This window comes from Pseudomonas thivervalensis (genome assembly GCF_001269655.1).
Taxonomy (GTDB): Bacteria; Pseudomonadota; Gammaproteobacteria; order Pseudomonadales; family Pseudomonadaceae; genus Aquipseudomonas; species Aquipseudomonas thivervalensis.
Genome location: NZ_LHVE01000004.1, coordinates 95,111 through 113,868 on the forward strand (window position 1 = coordinate 95,111; position 18,758 = coordinate 113,868).

Genomic DNA, 18,758 nt, shown 5'->3' on the forward strand with positions numbered 1-18,758 from the left:
TCTTGTGGCGAGGGAGCTTGCTCCCGCTGGCTGTAGGAGCTGCCGAAGGCTGCGATCTTTTGATCTTTCGCTTGGGATCCAAGCGTTAGTGGAAAGATCGCAGCCTCGCTTCGCTCGACAGCTCCTACAGGCCCAGCGGGAGCAAGCTCCCTCGCCACAAGGGAGCCAGCCCCATCCAGACTGGGCTCAGTGAGCGCCCGGATCCGCCACCAACCGCCCGCCATCCTTGGTCAGTGCTTTCATGAATTCGGCCTGTAGTTCCGGATCGTTGCGCGTCAGTTCGATCAGGCTCTGTTCCAGTTCACTGGCCTCTTCTTCAAGCCCCAGCTCCGACAGTCGCTTGACCCGATGAACCCATTGGCTCACCTCGTCGTCTTCGAGGTCGTCGTAGATCAGCGCGTGGGCTTCCACCAGCTTGCTGCGCAAGGTGCTGCTGATGCTCAGGGATGAGTCGGTGTGCACCTCGTCCTGAGCATCCGTCACGCTGATCTGTAATTTGCCGAACTGGCTCAGGTCCTGTTCGGCGAACGGGCTTTCCAGCAGGTTCAAGCGCAGCACGCCGTTACGGTCGGTGCTCAGCTCGAAGGTCTGCCGGGCGGCCTTGACCTCCACCGGGCGTTCGCTCCAGGGCAGGCTCGAGTGTTCCGTGCGCTTGTCGCGCTGGACTTCGTCGATGCCCGCCAGGTTCTGCTGGGCGCGGCCATGGGAAGGGACGTTCATGAACGGGTTGAGCCCGGCGAAACCGTAGCTGATCCAGTCACGGGTGGCTGTGTCCGGCAGGTTGCCGAGGGCGAACACGTTGACCACGTTCGCACCGACACCGGCGACGACGGCCACCGCACCCAGTGGGATCTCGTAGATCTCCCGCCAGGGTTGGTATGGCGTGTAGCGATCGTAATGACGAGTGACTTCGAATTCGGTGACTTCGAAGGTCTTCTGTTCATTGATGCGCACTCGACGCTGCGGCAGGTCGAGCACCTTGGGTTCGCCCACGTCGATCTGCAGGCTGTGGTCGAGCAATTTGCGCTCGACCCGCTCTTCGTGCTCGTTGCGTTGTGACATTTGGTTGGCACAGCCGCTGACCAGCAGGGCGCCGCACAGGGCGGCGCCACCGAGGCCTAAGGTGTTTCGCTTGAACATGACGTCTCTATCTGGTGTCAGCGGCGGATACGGGCCTGGAGGAACGACAGCACGTCGGCGACCGGCAGCGCTTGCGGCTCGGCCTCGGTGCGGCTCTTGTATTCCAGGTTGCCTTCGGCCAGGCCACGGTCACTGACGACGATCCGATGCGGGATGCCGATCAGTTCCATGTCCGCGAACTTGATGCCGGGGCTGGTTTTCTTGTCGCGGTCGTCCAGCAGCACTTCGAAGCCGGCGGCCGTCAGTTCGGCGTAGAGCTTGTCGGTGGCTTCACGCACCAGGTCGGTTTCATAGCGCAGTGGCACCAGGGCCACCTGGAACGGCGCCAGTGTGTCGCTCCAGATGATGCCTTTCTCGTCGTTGTTCTGTTCGATGGCGGCGGCGACCACGCGGGAAACGCCGATGCCATAGCAACCCATTTCCAGGGTAACCGGCTTGCCGTTCTCGCCCAGTACTTCGCACTTCATCGCCTTGCTGTATTTATTGCCCAACTGGAAGATGTGCCCGACTTCGATGCCGCGCTTGATTTCCAGGGTGCCCTTGCCATCCGGGCTCGGGTCGCCGGCCACGACGTTGCGCAGGTCTGCCACGGTTGGAACCGGCAGGTCGCGTTCCCAGTTCACGCCGAAGTAGTGCTTGTCGTCGACGTTGGCGCCGATGGCGAAGTCGCTCATCAATTCCACCGAACGGTCAATGATGATCGGCAGTGGCAGGTTCAACGGGCCGAGGGAGCCGGCACCGGCGCCAATGGCGTCGCGCAGATCGGCTTCGGTGGCCATGACCAGCGGGCTGGCGACGCCTGGTTGGTTGGCGGCCTTGATTTCGTTCAGCTCATGGTCGCCACGGACGATCAGGGCAATCAGCTTGCCGGCTTCTTCCGCCCGGACGATCAGGGTCTTGATCGTGCGCTCGATCGGCAGGTTGTAGCCTTCCACCAACTGGGCAATGGTCTTGGCGTTCGGCGTGTCTACCAGGCGCAGTGCTTCAGTCGGTGCGGCGCGGGAGGTTTCCCGTGGCACGGCTTCGGCTTTCTCGATGTTGGCGGCGTAGTCGGAGCCATTGCTGAAGACGATGTCGTCTTCGCCGGACTCGGCCAGCACGTGGAACTCATGGGAGCCGGCACCGCCGATGGAACCGTTGTCGGCTTCAACCGGACGGAATTTCAGGCCCAGGCGGGTGAACACGTTGCAATACGCCTGGTGCATGCGGTCGTAGGTGACCTGCAGCGACGCCAGGTCGGCATGGAACGAGTAGGCGTCCTTCATGATGAATTCGCGACCGCGCATCAGGCCGAAGCGCGGACGGATCTCGTCACGGAATTTGGTCTGGATCTGGTACAGGTTGATCGGCAGCTGCTTGTAGCTGCTCAACTCGTTGCGCATCAGGTCGGTGATCACTTCTTCGTGGGTCGGGCCCGCACAGAAGTCGCGACCGTGACGGTCTTTGATGCGCAGCAGCTCAGGACCGTATTCTTCCCAGCGCCCCGATTCCTGCCACAGCTCGGCCGGTTGGGTGCTCGGCATCAACACTTCCAGGGAGCCGGCGGCGTCCATCTCTTCGCGAACGATGGCTTCCACCTTGCGCATCACTCGCAGGCCCATCGGCAGCCAGGTGTACAGGCCCGAGGCGAGTTTGCGGATCATGCCGGCACGCAGCATCAACTGATGGCTGATCACGACGGCATCGGAAGGCGTTTCTTTCTGTGTGGCGAGCAAAAATTGACTGGTGCGCATGGTTGGCCGTTGTCGGTTGCTGATGACGAGAAGTGACGGAGCATTGTACGGGCGAGATGCCCTGGCGTACAGGCGCGTGGCCGGTCGCCAGGTGCGAACGCCGGTTTCCCCGGCGTTTGCTGAAGTTTCCTACGATTCTTCCGCGGGCCGGGTGGGCGCCGGTTCCTCGTCGGGTGTCGAGTCCTGGCGCCGGTTCTCCTGGAACCAGTGCAAGGCGATCAGCAACAGGGTCGGCACGCCCAGCAGGGCGGTGATCAGGAAGAAATTGTGGTAGCCGAACTTTTCCACCATCACCCCGGAGTAACCACCGATCAAGCGTGGCAGCAACAGCATGATCGAGCTGAGCAGGGCGTATTGGGTGGCGGAGAATTTCAGGTTGGTCAGGCTCGACAAGTAGGCGACGAACGCCGAAGTGGCCAGGCCGGAGCTGAAGTTGTCCAGGGAGATGGTGACAATCAACATCTGCAGGTTGGCGCCCATGTCGGTCAGCATCAGGAACAGGATGTTGGTGGCGGCGGAGGCGACACCGCCGATGAACAGGATGGGCAGGATGCCGAAACGTACAATCAGCAGGCCGCCCATGCCGGCGCCGACCAGGGTCATGATCAGCCCGAAAATCTTGCTGACGCTGGCGATCTGGTCCTTGGTGAACCCCTGGTCGATATAGAACACGTTGGCCATGACGCCCATGACCGTGTCGGACATCCGGTAGGTCGCGATCAGCCCGAGCAGCAGCAGGGCCTGCCAGCGATAACGCAGGATGAAGTCGTTGATCGGCGTCAGCACCGGTGCCAGTCCGCGCCGGCCCATGGCCGACAGGCACAGGGCGGTCAGGATGGTATAGAGGATGGCCCGCAGGAACGCCCGGTCTTGGAGCAGCAGGTCGAGCAGGCTCACACCCTCGAACAGCACGCTGGCGAAGTCGGTGTTGAAGAGCTGGGTGAACATCGCGGGGACAGAGACCAGCAGCACGATCAGCACGAATACCGACGCCAACTGATGAACGAACGTGTAGCGCCCGGCTTGCAACTGGGTGCGCAGCGGCACCGGCGGCTCGCGCATGAACAGGGAGGTGAGCAGCGCCGGGACCATCAACACGCCGAACAACAGGTAGGTGCCGGCCCAGGCCGAGTGTTTGTAGCTGAAACCGGTGGAGCCAAAGCCTTCGGCGAAGAACAGGGCGCCGGCGGTGGCCAGCAGCGCGGCGATGCGGTAACCGGACATGTAGCTGGCGGCGAGGGCGGCCTGGCGGGTGTCGTCGGCGATTTCCAGGCGATAGGCGTCGACGGCGATGTCCTGCGTCGCGGAAGCGAAGGCGACGATCACGGCAATGGCGATCAACCAGGACAGGTGTTTTTGGGGGTCGCAGAAACCCATGCCGATCAGGCCGAGGATGACCAAGGCCTGGGAGAGTACCAGCCAGGAGCGACGGCGCCCCAGTTTGCCCAGCAGCGGCAGGCGCCATTGGTCGAGCAGTGGCGACCAGACCCACTTGAAGGCATACGCCAGGCCGATGAGGCTGGCGTAGCCGATGGTTTCGCGGGCCACGCCGGCTTCGCGCAACCAGACTGAAAGCGTGGAAAACACCAGCATGTATGGCAAGCCGGCGGCGAAGCCAAGCAGCAACAGCACGAGCGTCGAGGGACTGGCATAGGCGGCGAGGGCGGCGCGCCAGGTTTTACGGGGCATGGGCTGGAGTCTGCCTCAAAAATTGCGAAAACAAAGCGCGCACTCTAACCGCTGTGCTCTACCGGGCGCCAGCCATGGCGCTGAATATCAACACGATTGTTCAGGACACTGATCCCTTCCATGCGCAGGCGCGCGCGCTGTTCATCTCCCGAGGCGCTGCCCGCCGGCAGGCTGATCCGACCACCGGCAGCCAATACCCGATGCCAGGGCAGCTTGGTGTCGTTCGGCAATTGGCTGAGGGTTCGCCCCACCCAGCGCGCCGCACGGCCCAATCCGGCCATTTCGGCGAGTTGGCCATAGGTGACAACCTTGCCCGCCGGCACTTGCGCCAGGGTCAGGTAAAGGGTGGTGCGGCGGATCTGGGCGGCGTTTTCGGTGTCCGCTGGGGCGTCAGTCACGTAGGGGTTCCTGGTCGGGGATGTCCGTCTGTAGATTAATTCCTACAGAACTGGTTGAGAAATGAACTCATCAGTCCTACACGGGTCAGTCCTTGCTGAGGTGTCATCCTGGGGGATAATGCCGCCTTTTCACCGCAAACTTGAGCCCTTTATCGCTTATGTTGTCTAGAACCCTGCTATGCCTGGCTGTTACCAGCGCCTCCATGCCCTTGCTCGCCGACACTGTCTGGCTGAAGAATGGGGACAAACTCAGTGGCAAGATTACCGTTTTCGATGGCGGCAAGTTGCTGATCCAGACCGATTACGCCGGTGCGATTCCCATCGACTGGAAACAGGTCAAGACTCTGGAGAGTGACCAGCAACTCTTGGTCAAGCAGGATGCCTACACTGGCGAGAAAGCCAAGGCGCTGCAGGCGGCCGAGGATGGCAAGGTCACCTTGGCCAACGGTGACGCACCCAAGACCGTCGAGCTGGCCAGTATCCAGCAGATCCTCAAGCCCAAGCCAGTGGTTGAGGACTTGGTGTGGAAAGGCAATATCGATGCCGCACTGGATTACCAGCGTGCGGAAGCCGATACCGACGATTACGACATCGATTTCAAGACTTCGGCACGCCACGGTAGATGGCGACACACCGCCGAAGGCGAATACAACCGTGAATTCCAGGATGACGTGGTTTCTGCCGACAACTGGAGGCTGGAGTATTCCCTCGACCGGTTCATCACCGACAAATGGTTCTGGCAAGGTCGCCTGAATTACAAGCGCGACAAAGTCGAAGACCTCGCCCGCCAGCGCGTGGTGGGTACCGGTCCGGGCTACCAGTTCTGGGACGACGAACTGGGGGCGTTCTCCCTGGGTTCGCTGCTCAACCGCACCGATTACGAGTACCGCGACGGCGGCAAGGACAACTTCTATTCCGTGGCAATGAAGTGGGATTACAACCGCTACCTGATCGGCAAGCGCGTCGAGTTCTTCACCAACGGCGAAGTGGGCAAGCCGCTGTCTGGCGTGGCGGAGTACGCCTATGACGCCGAGATGGGGCTGCGCTACAAGGTCACCGACTGGGCGTCGCTCAACCTCAAGGCCGAGAAAGATGTCATTGAGGGCACTGAAGACAGCGACCTGAGCAAGACACGCTACACGGCCGGGTTTGGCGTGACCTGGTAACCCCAGGCTAACCAACAAACCCATGTGGGAGCGAGCTTGCTCGCGATAGCGGTGGATCAGCAACATCAATGTTGACTGACAGATCGCTATCGCGAGCAAGCTCGCTCCCACAGTTTTTTGTGCGCTGACAAAAACTGACAGGCACAAAAAAGCCCCGCTTTTGAGGGCGGGGCCTTTTACTAAAGCAAGGACAAGTTAGATAACTTGAACTTCTTCAGCTTGCATGCCTTTCTGACCGCGGGTAGCGATGAAAGAAACCTGTTGGCCTTCTTTCAGGCTTTTGAAGCCGTCGGATTGGATAGCTTTGAAGTGAACGAACAGGTCGTCACCGGATTGTGGAGTGATGAAGCCGAAGCCTTTTTCATCGTTGAACCACTTAACGGTACCGGTTTGGCGATTAGACATGGTGTAACTCCTTGAACAAAGATAACTGCGACTCAGGAAGAACCCTGGCCGAGACTGAGTGCAAAGAGCAGGAAAAATTCTTGTAGATGGTTGGATCGAAATTCAACATATCGTGTAGAGATTCTCAGTGACACAAGCAACACAGTGGCGCCACCTTAACCCTTTTTCCAGAATGTGCCAATGGTCTTTGCGAAGGTTTCTCTTATTTGGTGACTGACGGCGCGGGTGATGGCCGGCAGGACCCGGAAATCAAGGTGGATCGGCGAGATTTGCGTGCCGCGCTTTGAACCCGGCCCCGTGCCCCGGTAAGATGCCGGACGTATTTTTTCCACCTCGCTATTTCAGGAAACCGCCATGAGCATCAAATCGGACAAGTGGATTCGCCGCATGGCGCAAGAGCACGGCATGATCGAGCCCTTCGTCGAGCGCCAGATGCGTGGCGAAGGCGCCGACCGGCTGATCTCCTTCGGTGTCTCCAGCTACGGCTACGACGTGCGCTGCGCCGACGAATTCAAGGTGTTCACCAATATCAATTCGGCCACCGTCGACCCGAAGAACTTCGATGAGAAGAGCTTCGTCGACGTCAAGAGCGACGTGTGCATCATTCCGCCGAACTCCTTCGCCCTGGCCCGCACCGTCGAGTACTTCCGCATTCCGCGCAACGTACTGACCATCTGCCTGGGCAAGAGCACCTATGCCCGCTGTGGCATCATCGTCAATGTCACGCCGCTGGAACCCGAGTGGGAAGGCCACGTGACCCTGGAATTCTCCAACACCACGACCCTGCCGGCGAAAATCTACGCCAACGAGGGTGTGGCGCAGATGCTGTTCCTTGAATCCGACGAAGAATGCGAAGTGTCCTACAAGGACCGTGGCGGCAAGTATCAGGGCCAGCGCGGCGTGACGCTGCCGCGAACCTGATTCTGACGAACTGTCGGAATTCCTGAGCGGGCAGGCACTCTATTGGGTGTACTGCCCGTTTTTGCGTCTGCGCAACGGGCCCTCGCTCAGGAGTTGCTCTATGAAGATCGATCCGCGAATCAGTGCCGAACTGGCAAGGCTTGAGCCCAATCAGATCGGCGTCATGGCTTGGTCATTGCTGGCCCATCCTGCCGAAGCGGCGGGCGGTATTCCTGGTGACCCCGATCCAGACCCCAATCCCACGGATCCCACCGAACCCGGCGAGCCGACTCTTCCGGACGAGCCGCCTCCTGCTCCCGTAGCTTGATCGACCGCGTGGCCCATCAGTTGGAGTGTGATTGTTTCAATTGATGGGCCATATTTCGTTATCGCCGACGACAAAAATCCTGCAATCGCTGTCTTGCTCCACTCGATAACCGCCCGTAAACGCACCGAAGGCCGGAAGCAGACTGATCCCGCTACCCAGGCGGAAGCAGGCCAGGCGCAGGCGTTGCCGGCCCTTGCCACTCAGGTGATAGACCGGGTGCACATGACCGGCCAGCACATGACGGCTGGGGTGTGGGGTGGGCTCGTGTTGCACGGCGAACGGGCCCAGTAGCAACGGCTCCGGTACGACGCGAATGTTCAGCGTCGGCGGTGGGTCGCCGGCGCGCTTGTCGTGGTTGCCGCGAATCAGCGTCATGGCCAGGTGCGGATGTCGTTCACGCCATTCGGAAAGGGCCTTCAAGGTGCCGGGCGCGTGGGAACCGGGGCCGTGGAGAAAGTCCCCGAGAAAGATCAGCTGTCGACACGGCAGGCCGGCCAGTAACCCATCCAGCACCGCGATGTTGCTGGCAGTGGTGCCGTGGGGCACCGGTTGCCCGAGGCTGCGGTAGGCGGCGGCCTTGCCGAAATGCACATCGGCCACCATCAAGGTTTCCTGGGCGGGCCAGTACAGGGCTTTTTCCGGGAGTAGCCAGAGTTCTTCCCCTGCGAGGTTGACGGGATAAGGCGCTGGCATCAGGCGTCACCGCGATCGGCAGTCTGTTCCAGCTCGCTGACCATCCGCCGGATGCGGTCGGCGAGTTTTTCCGAACTCATGCTTTCCCGGAACCGCTCCACCAGCAGCGGAAACCCGAGCGGGGTGGGGCGCTTGATCACGTGCATGTCCAGCTTCAAGGTGTTGAGGCGTTGCAAGGTCTGCTCCAATCGATGGATATCCAATTCCTCACGCAAGACTTCCTCCCCGGCCTGGGCCAGCAACAGGTTGTCGGCGTCGTATTGCTTGAACACCTGGAAGAACAAGCCACTGGAGGCCTGCACCTGCCGGGTGCTTTTCGGCGCACCGGGGTAGCCGGCGAAGACCAGCCCGGCGATCCGGGCGATTTCGCGAAAGCGCCTGAGGGCCAGTTCCCCGGCGTTCAAGCTCGCGAGGACGTCGGCCAGCAGGTGATCGACGCCCAGCAGGCCCGGGGTCAGGGCGTGCGACCAATCCACTGCCGTGGCGCTGAGCAGTTCCAGGCCGTAATCGTTGACCGCAATGGAAAACGTCACCGGCTGTTGCCGACTGACGCGCCAGGCCAGGAGGCTGGCCAGGCCCAGATGCACCTGGCGCCCGGCAAACGGATACAGGAACAGGTGCCAGCCTTCCCGGGACTTGAGGGCTTCGGCCAGCAAGGTTTTCTGCGTGGGCAAACCGGACCAGCGTTGCTGGGTCAGCAACAAGGGCTTCACGGCCTGCATCTCCGGGCCCTCGAAGCGGCCGGCGGCGGCTTCGCTCAAACGGGCCACGACGGCGGCCGCCAGCTCGCTGGAGAGCGGCATGCGTCCGCCGTTCCAGCGCGGCACGGCCGCTTTCTTCGCCTGGCTACGCCGCACGTAGGCGGTCATGTCTTCGACCCGGACCAACTCCAGCAGCCGCCCGGCGAACAGGAAACCGTCACCGGGTCGCAGGCGGGCGATGAAGCCTTCCTCAACGCTGCCCAGGGTCTTGCCACCGCCGCCCTTGCTCCAGAACTTCAATTGCAGGCTGGCATCGCTGACAATGGTGCCGATGCTCATGCGGTGGCGCCGGGCCAGGCGCGCATCGGGCACGCGCCAGACCCCGTGTTCGTCCGGCTCGACCCGTCGGTAATCGGGGTAGGCGGTCAGTGACAACCCGCCATGGCGTACAAAGGCCAGGGCCCAGGCCCATTCGGCCGGGTTGAGGTCGCGATAGGCCCAGGCACCCCGCACCTCCTCGAACAATTCGTCGGGAACGAAGCCGCCGCCCAGGGCCATGCTCACCAGGTGCTGTACCAGGACATCCAGCGGCTTGTGGGGCGATAGGCGAGGTTCGACACGCCGTTGGGCCACGGCGTCCTGGGCGGCGGCGGCCTCGATCAGCTCCAGGCTGTGGGTCGGCACCAGCGTCACCCGTGAGGTCCGCCCCGGCGCGTGACCGGAACGCCCAGCGCGCTGCATCAGTCGCGCCACCCCCTTGGCCGAGCCAATCTGCAGTACCCGTTCCACCGGCAGGAAATCCACCCCCAGGTCCAGGCTGGAGGTGCAGACCACCGCCTTGAGCTGGCCGTCCTTCAGCGCGCGCTCCACCCAATCCCGGGTGTCGCGCGACAGCGAGCTATGGTGCAAGGCGATCAGCCCGGCCCAGTCGGGCCTGGCTTCAAGGATGGCTTGGTACCAGATTTCCGACTGCGCCCGGGTATTGGTGAAGACCAGGCAACTGCGGCTGGCGTCGATTTCGGCCACGACCTGAGGCAGCATCTTCAGGCCGATGTGCCCAGCCCACGGGAAACGTTCGAGGGCCGGGGGCAGCAGCGTGTCGACCTGCAGCGCCTTGCCGCTGGCGCCCTGCACGCTGGTGCCGTTGCCTTGCGGGATCAACACCTGCTCGGCGTGGGCCTGGTTACCCAGGGTCGCGGAGACGCCCCAGACGATGAGTTCGGGGTGCCAGTGCCGCAAGCGCGCCAGGGCCAGTTGCAATTGCACGCCCCGTTTGTTGCCGAGCAACTCGTGCCATTCATCCACCACCACCATGCGCAGGGTCGAAACGGCGGCTTGTGCATCGGCTCGGGCGAGCATCAGGGTCAGGCTTTCGGGCGTGGTGATCAGCGCGGTGGGCAGGCGTCGGCCTTGGCGGGCGCGTTCGCTGGCGCTGGTGTCGCCGGTGCGCAGGCCGACACTCCACGGCACTTGCAAATCTGCCAGGGGCGCTTCGAGGGCTTTGCCGGTGTCGGCCGCCAGGGCGCGCATCGGCGTGATCCACAGGACAGTCAGCGGTTCGGCCGGCGGCTTGCGTTTGCGCGGTTTATCCGGCGGCGGCGTCGAGCGGGCGAAACGGTTGAGGGCGGCAAACCACACGGCGTAGGTTTTGCCGGCACCGGTGCTGGCATGCAACAGCCCGGACTCTCCTCGCTTGACCGCGGCCCATACCTGCTTCTGAAAGGCGAAGGGTTTCCAGCCGCGGGCATTGAACCACTGTTTCGCGAAATTGTTGGATGTCGCCATGCCTGCCGCGTGCGCCCTGAAGGTCCTTCTTCAGTGACCACGGCGAGATATGAAAGGTTTTATGCAGGATATCGTGGCGAGCGTGCTTTTGTGGCGAGGGAGCTTGCTCCCGCTGGGCTGCGAAGCGGCCCCCCAGGATCTGGATGACACGTTGCAAGGGGAGGCTGCGCCTCCAGCGGGAGCAAGCTCCCTCGCCACAAAAGCGGTTGGCCGCAGGGAGCAGTCTGCCAGGTGTGCCGAGTCTATTTCAGGTTGCCACTGAGAAACTGCTTGAGCCGTTCGCTGGTGGGATTGCCCAGCACGTCTTCCGGCGCGCCTTCTTCTTCCACCAGGCCCTGGTGCAGGAACAGCACCTGGTTCGAGACTTTGCGGGCGAAGCTCATTTCATGAGTCACCATGATCATGGTCCGGCCTTCTTCGGCCAGGCCCTGGATCACTTTCAACACTTCGCCCACCAGTTCCGGGTCCAGGGCCGAGGTGGGTTCGTCGAACAACATCACCTCGGGCTCCATCGCCAGCGCACGGGCGATGGCCACACGCTGTTGCTGGCCGCCGGAGAGGAACGCCGGGTACTGCTCGGCAACCCGCGCCGGCAGGCCGACCTTGTCGAGATAACGACGGGCGCGGTCATCGGCTTCCTGCTTGCTCACACCCAGCACCCGGCGCGGCGCCATGGTGATGTTTTCCAGCACGGTCATGTGGCTCCACAGGTTGAAGTGCTGGAACACCATGGCCAGGCGCGTGCGGATGCGTTGCAGTTCGTCGGCGTCGGCCACGTGCATGCCGTGGCGGTCCTTGATCATCTGGATCGGCTGGCCGTCCAGGCTCATGGCGCCGTCATTGGGTTGTTCCAGGAAGTTGATGCAGCGCAAAAAGGTACTTTTGCCCGAGCCGCTGGCGCCGATGAGGCTGATGACGTCGCCGGTCTTGGCCTTGAGCGAAACGCCCTTGAGTACTTCATGTTCGCCATAGCTTTTATGCAGGCCTTCGATGGTCAGTTTGTACATGGAGCATGCATCCTCAAGGCGAAAGTAGGTAGCCGCTGCGGTAGGCCTCGGTGCCGGCGACATGGGCGATCACCATGCCGGCCGTGGCCATGCGGCGCAGCGAACGGGCGTACAGCAGCCCGGCGTTACGGCAATGAACGGGGGTGACGGTGTCGTTGACCGGGTCGATGATTTCCGCGATCAGTTGCCCTGCCTCCAGGTATTCGCCGGGCAGGGCGCTGTAGACCAGCAACCCGCCCACGGGCGTTGCTACCGGCTCGACCGCGGCCAGCGGCGTGGCCGGGTAGGGCAGTTCAGGCATGGGCATCGGTTCACCGTCGATGGCGCCGAAGCGGATCAGGTATTCGATCAAGGCCTGGCAGTCGAGGCTCGCCAGCCCGTGGTTGACGTCACCCTGACCACGCAACTCCACGGTGACCGAAAAACTGCCCAGGGGAATCTCGAAGCGGTCGCCGAAGCGTTCCTTGAGCTGCCACCAGAGCAGGGTGAAGCATTCGTCGAACGACTGGCCGCCCGAATCGGTCGCCAGCAGGCTGGCTTCGGCACCGATGTAGCGGGCCAGCGGCTCGACCTGGGGCCAGGCTTCGGGCGTGGTGTAGAGGTGGGCCACGGCTTCGAAGTCGCAATGCAGATCGAGCACCATGTCGGCGTCGCAGGCCAGCCGTTGCAGGGCCAGACGCAGGGATTGCAGCTGCGTGCCCGGGGTCTGCCGGGCGAGGGCATCGCGCAGGCTGGTGCGGATCAGCATCAGGTTGTGCTGCGGATCGTCGGTGAGCAGGTCCTGGATTTCGTTGCCGATCTCTTCGCTCAGGTCGACGAAGCGGCGGTTGAAGTTCTGCCCGCTCTCGGTTTCGTAGCGGCCCAGGGGTACGTCCATCAGCACTTGTTCGAGGCCGATGGGATTGGCGACCGGCACCAGCACGATCTCGTGGCGCAGGTGGCCCGACGCCTCAAGCTCGGCCAGGCGTTGCTTGAGGTGCCAGGCGACCAGCATGCCTGGCAGTTCATCGGCGTGCAGGGATGATTGGATATAGATTTTGCCGACGGCTTTTTCCGGGCCGAAGTGGAAGCTGTGGATCTTGCGTGCGGTCCCCGGTACCGGGGCCAGCAAGTCGTGGATCTGGTGGCGCATGTGCGTGTGTGTCCTGGAACAAAAGCCCTAGTGGGTCGGCCCGAGGAAGGCCAGCCATCGGCGTTCGGCGAGGCGGAAGAGGCCCACCAGCGCAAAGGTGACGGTCAGGTAGATCAACGCGGCGATCCCGAACGACTGGAATGTCAGGAACGTCGCCGAGTTGGCATCCCGGGCGACTTTCAGCACGTCTGGAACGGTAGCGGTGAATGCCACGGTCGTCGAGTGCAGCATCAAGATGACTTCGTTGCTGTAATACGGCAGCGAGCGGCGCAGCGCCGACGGCATGATCACGTAGGCATACAGTTTCCAACCGGTCAGACCGTAGGCCTTGGCCGCTTCCACTTCGCCATGGTTCATGCTGCGAATCGCCCCGGCGAAAATCTCCGTGGTGTAGGCGCAGGTGTTCAAGGCAAAGGCCAGGATCGTGCAGTTCATCGCGTCGCGAAAGAAGCTGTCGAGCATGGGCTGGGCGCGCACCGCCTCGATGCTGTAGATGCCGGTGTAGCAGATCAGCAATTGGATATAGAGCGGCGTGCCCCGGAACAGGTAGGTGTAGAACTGCACGGGCCAGCGGACGTAGAACTTGGGTGAAACCCGGGCGATGGACAGCGGGATCGACACCACGAAGCCGATCAGCAGCGAGGCGCTGAGCAGCCACAGGGTCATCGCCAGGCCGGTGATGTTGACGCCGTCGCTGTAAAGGAACGGTCGCCAGTATTCCTGCAGAAGTTCGATCATCGCACCGCCTCCCGGGCGCCGGCGGCGTAGCGGCGTTCAAGCCAGCGCAGGATGAAGTTGGACGCGCTGGTGATCAGCAGGTAGATCAATGCCGCCAGCACCAGGAAGTAGAACAGCTGGTAGGTGCTCTTGCCCGCATCCTGGGCTGCCTTGACCAGGTCGGCCAGGCCGATGATCGACACCAGCGCGGTGGCCTTGAGCATCACCATCCAGTTGTTGCCGATACCCGGCAAGGCAAAGCGCATCATTTGTGGAAACACCACGTAGCGAAAGCGCTGGCCACGCTTGAGGCCATAGGCCGTGGCCGCTTCGACCTGGCCCCGGGGGACCGCGAGGATCGCGCCGCGAAAGGTTTCGGTGAAGTACGCGCCGTAGATGAAACCCAGGGTGATCACCCCGGCGCCGAATGGGTTGATCTCGATGTATTCCCATTCCATGAAGTCGGTGAACGAGGTCAGCCAGGTTTGCAGGCTGTAGAAAATCAGCAGCATCAGCACCAGGTCCGGCACGCCGCGGATCAGCGTGGTGTAGAGCTGGGCAGGGATTCGCAGCAGTTTGACGCGGGACAGCTTGGCACTGGCGCCCAGCAGGCCGAGCAGGACGCTCAACAACAAGGACAGGGCCGACAGCTTGATGGTCATCCAGGTGCCTTGCATCAGCAGCGGGCCAAAGCCCTGCAGGCTGAAGGCCGAGAGCCCCAGACTTTGTAGGAATTGTTCGAACATGGACGTTGCCTTTGGCTGAAAAAAGACGCCCACCCGAGATCGGGTGGGCGCCGCGCATTATTTGCCGCTGTACAGATTCAGATCGCCAAAGTGTTTTTTCTGGATCTCGGCGTATTTGCCGTCGTCGTGTAACGCTTTGATACCTTTATCCAAAAGTGCCTTCAGCTCACTGTTACCTTTCTTGATACCGATGGCGGTCTTGGATGGCAGCAGCTCGCTGTCCACCGGCTGGCTGACTTCATAGCCTTCGCCTTTTGGCGACTTCAGGAAGCCCAGCTCGGCCTGAAGCATGTCCTGGATCGCCGCGTCGAGGCGGCCCGAGGTCAGGTCGGCGTAGACCTGGTCCTGGTTCTGATAGGCCTGGGTCTTGACGCCAGCCTTATCCAGCACGGCCTTGGCATAGGCTTCCTGGATGGTGCCTTGCTCGTAGCCGACGCTCTTGCCTTTGAGCGAAGCAACGTCTGCGCTCAGGCCCGAGCCCTTCTTGAAGACATAGGCCGTTGGGCCGGAGAACAGCTCGCTGGAGAAGTCGATAGCCTTCTCGCGAGCCGGGGTAACGGTCATGGAGGAGATCACGCCGTCGAATTTATTGGCCTTCAGGCCCGGGATCATGCCGTCGAAATCGCTTTCGACCCATTTGCATTTGACCTTCAGCTCTGCGCAGATCGCATTGCCCAGGTCGATGTCGAAACCGACCAGGCTGCCGTCGGCGGCCTTGGACTCGAACGGGGCGTAGGAAGGGTCGACACCAAAACGCAATTCCTTGTATTCCTTGGCTGTGGCAACGCCAGCGGCCATGCACAACGCCAGTGCAGAAAGGGTCAGCAGTGCTTTTTTCATTATTGAGTCCCTAAAACCAATTTGAGCGCTTGTGGCGCGTAAGATTGTTACCGGTGAAGGTCTGAACGGTATGACGACATAAAGGTAGCAATTTCCGAACCATAGTGCCGAACAAGTGTTTTAAAAGCACGAGGGGCAGGAGACGGAACGCGATGGTGCGCGAGGATGAGCGTACATCAAAAAGCGCACCGGGATGGAGCGTGCTGTTCTTGTGCAAGGGGCTTGCTCCTGTTGGACTCTGTAGGAGCTGCCGAAGGCTGCGATCTTTTGATCTTGATCTTTCGCTCTCGATTCAATTGCCAGGGGAAAGATCGCAGCCTCGCTTCGCTCGACAGCTCCTACAACGCCCCCGGCGCGAGCAATCTCTGGCCACAAAGAGCGTACCGCGCTATTTCAGCAGGTCTTGAAGCGTTGCCAGGGTATCGGCTTCGTCGACGCTCTTGTCCTGGCGCCAGCGCAACATTCGCGGAAACCGCACCGCGATCCCGCTTTTGTGGCGCTTGGACAAGGCGATGCCTTCGAAGCCCAGCTCGAACACCAGGGTCGGCGTCACGCTGCTTACCGGGCCGAACTTCTCCACGGTGGTCTTGCGCACGATGCTGTCAACCTGGCGCATTTGCGCATCGGTCAGGCCCGAATAGGCCTTGGCGAACGGCACGAGGGTGCGTTCGCGGCTGCCCGGTGGGTTGTCCCACACGGCGAAGGTGTAGTCGCTGTAGAGGCTGGCGCGCCGGCCGTGGCCGCGTTGGGCGTAGATCAGCACCGCGTCGACACTGAACGGGTCGATCTTCCATTTCCACCACACGCCCATGTCCTTGGTGCGGCCGACGCCGTACAGCGCGTTGCGCGCCTTGAGCATCATGCCCTCGACGCCGAGGCTGCGAGAGGCTTCGCGCTGCCGGGCGAGGTCGAGCCAGTCCTGGCCGGTGACGATTGGCGAGGGGAGCAGCACCGGGCTGTGGATACGGGCAATCAGCGCCTCCAGTTGTTCGCGGCGCTCGGCCTGGGGGTGGCTGCGCCAGTCCTTGCCTTGCCATTCCAACAGGTCGTAGGCCATCACCACCACGGGGGCGTCGTCGAGGATTTTCTTGCCCAGGGTCTTGCGCCCGATGCGCTGCTGCAGCAGGGCGAAGGGTTGCACAGCCGGTTGCAGCGGCGCCTCCGGGTCGAAGGCATCCTCGGTGACCGATTGCGGGGCTTTCCAAACCACGATTTCACCGTCGATCACCGTGCCGTCAGGCAACGCCTGGGCCAATGAATGCAATTCCGGAAATCGTTCAGTAACCAAGTCCTCGCCTCGGGACCAGACCCACAAATGGCTGTCGCGCTTGATCACTTGGGACCGGATACCGTCCCATTTCCATTCCACCTGCCAGTCGCTGGCCGGCCCCAGCAGTGCGTCGAATTGCTCCACCGGTGCAGACAGCGCATGGGCCAGGAAAAACGGATAAGGCTGGCCGCCGCGCTGGGCATGCTCATCGTCGGATTCGGCTGCGATCAGCTTGAGGTAGCTGCCCGCCGTGGGGCGATGGGACAGATCGGTGTAGCCCACCAGTCGCTGGGCCACCCGTTTGCTGTCCAGCCCGGCCATGGTCGCCAGGGCCCGGGTCACCAGCAGCTTGGATACCCCAACCCGGAAACTGCCGGTAATGAGTTTGATGCAGAGCATCAGGCTCGGCCGGTCGAGCTGCGCCCACAGCGCCGGGAGCCGTTCAGCCAGGACGTCGGGTGACTCACCGCGCAACGGCAGCAGCTTCTCTTCGATCCACAGCGCCAGGCCTTCATCGGAGGTGTGGGGCGATTCGGGCAAGACCAGGGAAATGGTTTCGGCCAGGTCGCCCACGGCCTGATAACTTTCCTCGAACAGCCAGAGCGACAACCCGGAGACCCGGACCGCCAACGCCCGCAGGATTTTTACCGGCACCAGTTGCCGTGGACGTCCGCCGGAGAGGAAGTACACAGCCCAGGCGGCATCTTCCGGCGGCGCTTTGCCGAAATAATCTTGCATGGCGGCAAGCTTGGCATTGCTGGAAGTGGTGGCGTCCAGTTCGGCGTACAGCTCGGCGAAGGCTTTCATGGGGCTTCCTCACCGCTGTCGGTTGTCTGGGCGAGGTCTTCTTCATCGTCGCCGTATTCCGTGGTGAAACCCTGGGCGTCGAGGCCTTGCTCGCACAAATGGCGCACCAACACGGCCACCGACCCGTGGGTGACCATCACCCGTTCGGCGCCGGTCTGTTCGATGGCCCAGAGCAGGCCAGGCCAGTCGGCGTGATCGGACAGCACGAAACCCCGGTCCACGCCGCGCCGCCGACGCGTACCGCGCAGGCGCATCCAGCCGCTGGCGAAGGCATCGCTGTAGTCGCCGAAGCGGCGCATCCAGCTACTGCCACCGGCGGAGGGCGGGGCGATGACCAGCGCCTGGCTCATGATTGGATCGTTTTTTTTGACATCGCCGACATAGAGCGTCGGTGGCAGGTGAATGCCGGCTTCGCGATAGACCCGGTTCAGCGGTTCCACCGCCCCATGGGCCAGGATCGGCCCGAGGCTTTCATCGATGCCGTGCAGAATCCGCTGGGCCTTGCCGAAGGAATAGCAGAACAACACGCTGGCCCGGCCGGCGGCAATGTTCCCGCGCCACCACTGGTTGATCTCCTCGAAGACCTGCGCCTGGGGCTGCCAGCGATAGATTGGCAGGCCGAAGGTCGATTCCGTGATGAAGGTGTGGCACTTCACCGGTTCGAATGGCGCGCAGGTGCCGTCAGGCTCGACTTTGTAGTCCCCCGAGGCCACCCAGACTTCGCCTTGATATTCCAGCCGTACCTGGGCCGAGCCCAATACATGGCCGGCCGGATGAAAACTCAAGGTCACGCCGTGATGTTGCAGGCGTTCGCCGTAGGGCAGGGTTTGCAGGTTGATGTCCTGGCCCAGGCGGGAACGCAGAATACCTTCGCCGGGTGCCGCGGCCAGGTAGTGTTGGTTGCCGCTGCGGGCATGGTCGCCGTGGGCGTGGGTGATGACCGAGCGTTCCACCGCGCGCCACGGGTCGATGTAGAAATCCCCGGGTGGGCAATACAAGCCTTCGGGGCGGGCAATGACAAGATCCATGCAATCACCGGAGCGATGGGCTTGTCAGGTAGAGGCGGGGGCGGGGGGAGAAGTTCTATTGGGTTATCGGGGTGGATGGACGGGCGCCATCGCGAGCAAGCTCGTGATGACTTCAGTCCAGACAACCCAGAACCTGTGGCGAGGGAGCTTGCTCCCGCTGGACTGCGAAGCAGGCCCCTGCATGCCTGCAGGCAGACCGCATCAATCGGTTTTACGACTGCTGCGCAGCCGAGCGGGAGCAAGCTCCCTCGCCACAGGCGTCGTGTCTCCAAC

At 62.2% G+C, this 18,758-nt stretch carries 17 protein-coding genes; 3 read left to right on the top strand and 14 right to left on the bottom strand.

All coding sequences use genetic code 11. The features are described from left to right. Positions 1 to 186: 186 nt before the first annotated feature. From AD659_RS05210 to AD659_RS05225, 4 genes are all read right to left on the bottom strand, one after another. Complete coding sequence (locus AD659_RS05210; RefSeq protein WP_053118971.1) at positions 187 to 1,140, bottom strand: hypothetical protein; 954 nt, start codon at positions 1,138 to 1,140, stop codon at positions 187 to 189. Between the two features lie 17 nt (positions 1,141 to 1,157). Next, entirely contained in the window at positions 1,158 to 2,873 is a 1,716-nt protein-coding gene (locus tag AD659_RS05215) for a proline--tRNA ligase (RefSeq protein ID WP_053118973.1), read from the bottom strand. A 129-nt stretch (positions 2,874 to 3,002) separates the two neighbouring features. Beyond that, positions 3,003 to 4,562, bottom strand: a complete 1,560-nt coding sequence (locus tag AD659_RS05220) for an AmpG family muropeptide MFS transporter (RefSeq protein ID WP_053118975.1) — start codon at positions 4,560 to 4,562, stop codon at positions 3,003 to 3,005. A gap of 44 nt (positions 4,563 to 4,606) precedes the next feature. Next, a complete protein-coding gene (locus AD659_RS05225; RefSeq protein WP_053118977.1) occupies positions 4,607 to 4,960 on the bottom strand; it encodes an MGMT family protein in 354 nt (117 codons plus the stop codon). Between the two features lie 158 nt (positions 4,961 to 5,118). Here AD659_RS05225 and AD659_RS05230 point away from each other — a divergent pair, with 158 nt between their 5' ends. Then, positions 5,119 to 6,126, top strand: coding sequence for a DUF481 domain-containing protein (locus AD659_RS05230; RefSeq protein ID WP_053118979.1), 1,008 nt, complete (start codon positions 5,119 to 5,121; stop codon positions 6,124 to 6,126). Positions 6,127 to 6,321: 195 nt separating this feature from the next. Here the strand turns inward: AD659_RS05230 and AD659_RS05235 are convergent, their stop codons facing one another. Further along, on the bottom strand, positions 6,322 to 6,531 hold the full coding sequence (locus AD659_RS05235) for a cold-shock protein (protein WP_002554837.1): 210 nt from the start codon (positions 6,529 to 6,531) through the stop codon (positions 6,322 to 6,324). 354 nt (positions 6,532 to 6,885) lie between these two features. Between AD659_RS05235 and dcd the strand changes: the two genes are divergently transcribed. Next, positions 6,886 to 7,452, top strand: coding sequence for a dCTP deaminase (gene dcd / locus AD659_RS05240; protein ID WP_003184751.1), 567 nt, complete (start codon positions 6,886 to 6,888; stop codon positions 7,450 to 7,452). 100 nt (positions 7,453 to 7,552) lie between these two features. After that, a complete protein-coding gene (locus AD659_RS05245; protein ID WP_053118981.1) occupies positions 7,553 to 7,759 on the top strand; it encodes a hypothetical protein in 207 nt (68 codons plus the stop codon). Positions 7,760 to 7,795: 36 nt separating this feature from the next. Here AD659_RS05245 and pdeM read toward each other — a convergent pair whose 3' ends face one another. The 9 genes from pdeM to AD659_RS05290 all read right to left on the bottom strand — a co-directional run bounded on the left by pdeM (position 7,796) and on the right by AD659_RS05290 (position 18,485). Next, complete coding sequence (gene pdeM / locus AD659_RS05250) at positions 7,796 to 8,452, bottom strand: ligase-associated DNA damage response endonuclease PdeM (protein ID WP_053118983.1); 657 nt, start codon at positions 8,450 to 8,452, stop codon at positions 7,796 to 7,798. Then, positions 8,452 to 10,938: a ligase-associated DNA damage response DEXH box helicase gene (locus tag AD659_RS05255; RefSeq protein ID WP_053118985.1), complete on the bottom strand. Its 2,487-nt coding sequence runs from the start codon at positions 10,936 to 10,938 to the stop codon at positions 8,452 to 8,454. Before AD659_RS05255 ends, pdeM begins: the two co-directional genes overlap by 1 nt. A 242-nt stretch (positions 10,939 to 11,180) precedes the next feature. After that, positions 11,181 to 11,945, bottom strand: coding sequence for an ABC transporter ATP-binding protein (locus tag AD659_RS05260; RefSeq protein ID WP_053118987.1), 765 nt, complete (start codon positions 11,943 to 11,945; stop codon positions 11,181 to 11,183). Between the two features lie 13 nt (positions 11,946 to 11,958). Then, complete coding sequence (locus AD659_RS05265) at positions 11,959 to 13,077, bottom strand: succinylglutamate desuccinylase/aspartoacylase family protein (RefSeq protein WP_053118989.1); 1,119 nt, start codon at positions 13,075 to 13,077, stop codon at positions 11,959 to 11,961. Between the two features lie 27 nt (positions 13,078 to 13,104). Then, a complete protein-coding gene (locus AD659_RS05270; protein WP_053118991.1) occupies positions 13,105 to 13,815 on the bottom strand; it encodes an ABC transporter permease in 711 nt (236 codons plus the stop codon). Continuing rightward, positions 13,812 to 14,540: an ABC transporter permease gene (locus tag AD659_RS05275; RefSeq protein WP_053118993.1), complete on the bottom strand. Its 729-nt coding sequence runs from the start codon at positions 14,538 to 14,540 to the stop codon at positions 13,812 to 13,814. The genes AD659_RS05270 and AD659_RS05275 overlap by 4 nt, the downstream gene beginning before the upstream one ends. Before the next feature lie 57 nt (positions 14,541 to 14,597). Then, positions 14,598 to 15,380 (bottom strand): transporter substrate-binding domain-containing protein, encoded by a 783-nt coding sequence (locus AD659_RS05280; RefSeq protein ID WP_053118995.1) that lies wholly within the window; start codon positions 15,378 to 15,380, stop codon positions 14,598 to 14,600. Positions 15,381 to 15,768: 388 nt separating this feature from the next. Then, a complete protein-coding gene (locus AD659_RS05285) occupies positions 15,769 to 17,457 on the bottom strand; it encodes an ATP-dependent DNA ligase (protein ID WP_053118996.1) in 1,689 nt (562 codons plus the stop codon). Continuing rightward, the gene (locus tag AD659_RS05290; RefSeq protein WP_053118998.1) at positions 17,454 to 18,485 is read right to left on the bottom strand and encodes a ligase-associated DNA damage response exonuclease; all 1,032 of its coding nucleotides are present in this window, start codon (positions 18,483 to 18,485) and stop codon (positions 17,454 to 17,456) included. Before AD659_RS05290 ends, AD659_RS05285 begins: the two co-directional genes overlap by 4 nt. Positions 18,486 to 18,758 lie beyond the last annotated feature (273 nt).

Coding starts and splice junctions, on each gene's coding strand:
- AD659_RS05210 (WP_053118971.1), bottom strand. CDS start 1,140: ATGTTCAAGCGAAACACCTTAGGCCTCGGTGGCGCCGCCCTGTGCGGC.
- AD659_RS05215 (WP_053118973.1), bottom strand. CDS start 2,873: ATGCGCACCAGTCAATTTTTGCTCGCCACACAGAAAGAAACGCCTTCC.
- AD659_RS05220 (WP_053118975.1), bottom strand. CDS start 4,562: ATGCCCCGTAAAACCTGGCGCGCCGCCCTCGCCGCCTATGCCAGTCCC.
- AD659_RS05230 (WP_053118979.1), top strand. CDS start 5,119: ATGTTGTCTAGAACCCTGCTATGCCTGGCTGTTACCAGCGCCTCCATG.
- AD659_RS05235 (WP_002554837.1), bottom strand. CDS start 6,531: ATGTCTAATCGCCAAACCGGTACCGTTAAGTGGTTCAACGATGAAAAA.
- dcd (WP_003184751.1), top strand. CDS start 6,886: ATGAGCATCAAATCGGACAAGTGGATTCGCCGCATGGCGCAAGAGCAC.
- AD659_RS05245 (WP_053118981.1), top strand. CDS start 7,553: ATGAAGATCGATCCGCGAATCAGTGCCGAACTGGCAAGGCTTGAGCCC.
- pdeM (WP_053118983.1), bottom strand. CDS start 8,452: ATGCCAGCGCCTTATCCCGTCAACCTCGCAGGGGAAGAACTCTGGCTA.
- AD659_RS05255 (WP_053118985.1), bottom strand. CDS start 10,938: ATGGCGACATCCAACAATTTCGCGAAACAGTGGTTCAATGCCCGCGGC.
- AD659_RS05260 (WP_053118987.1), bottom strand. CDS start 11,945: ATGTACAAACTGACCATCGAAGGCCTGCATAAAAGCTATGGCGAACAT.
- AD659_RS05265 (WP_053118989.1), bottom strand. CDS start 13,077: ATGCGCCACCAGATCCACGACTTGCTGGCCCCGGTACCGGGGACCGCA.
- AD659_RS05270 (WP_053118991.1), bottom strand. CDS start 13,815: ATGATCGAACTTCTGCAGGAATACTGGCGACCGTTCCTTTACAGCGAC.
- AD659_RS05275 (WP_053118993.1), bottom strand. CDS start 14,540: ATGTTCGAACAATTCCTACAAAGTCTGGGGCTCTCGGCCTTCAGCCTG.
- AD659_RS05280 (WP_053118995.1), bottom strand. CDS start 15,380: ATGAAAAAAGCACTGCTGACCCTTTCTGCACTGGCGTTGTGCATGGCC.
- AD659_RS05285 (WP_053118996.1), bottom strand. CDS start 17,457: ATGAAAGCCTTCGCCGAGCTGTACGCCGAACTGGACGCCACCACTTCC.
- AD659_RS05290 (WP_053118998.1), bottom strand. CDS start 18,485: ATGGATCTTGTCATTGCCCGCCCCGAAGGCTTGTATTGCCCACCCGGG.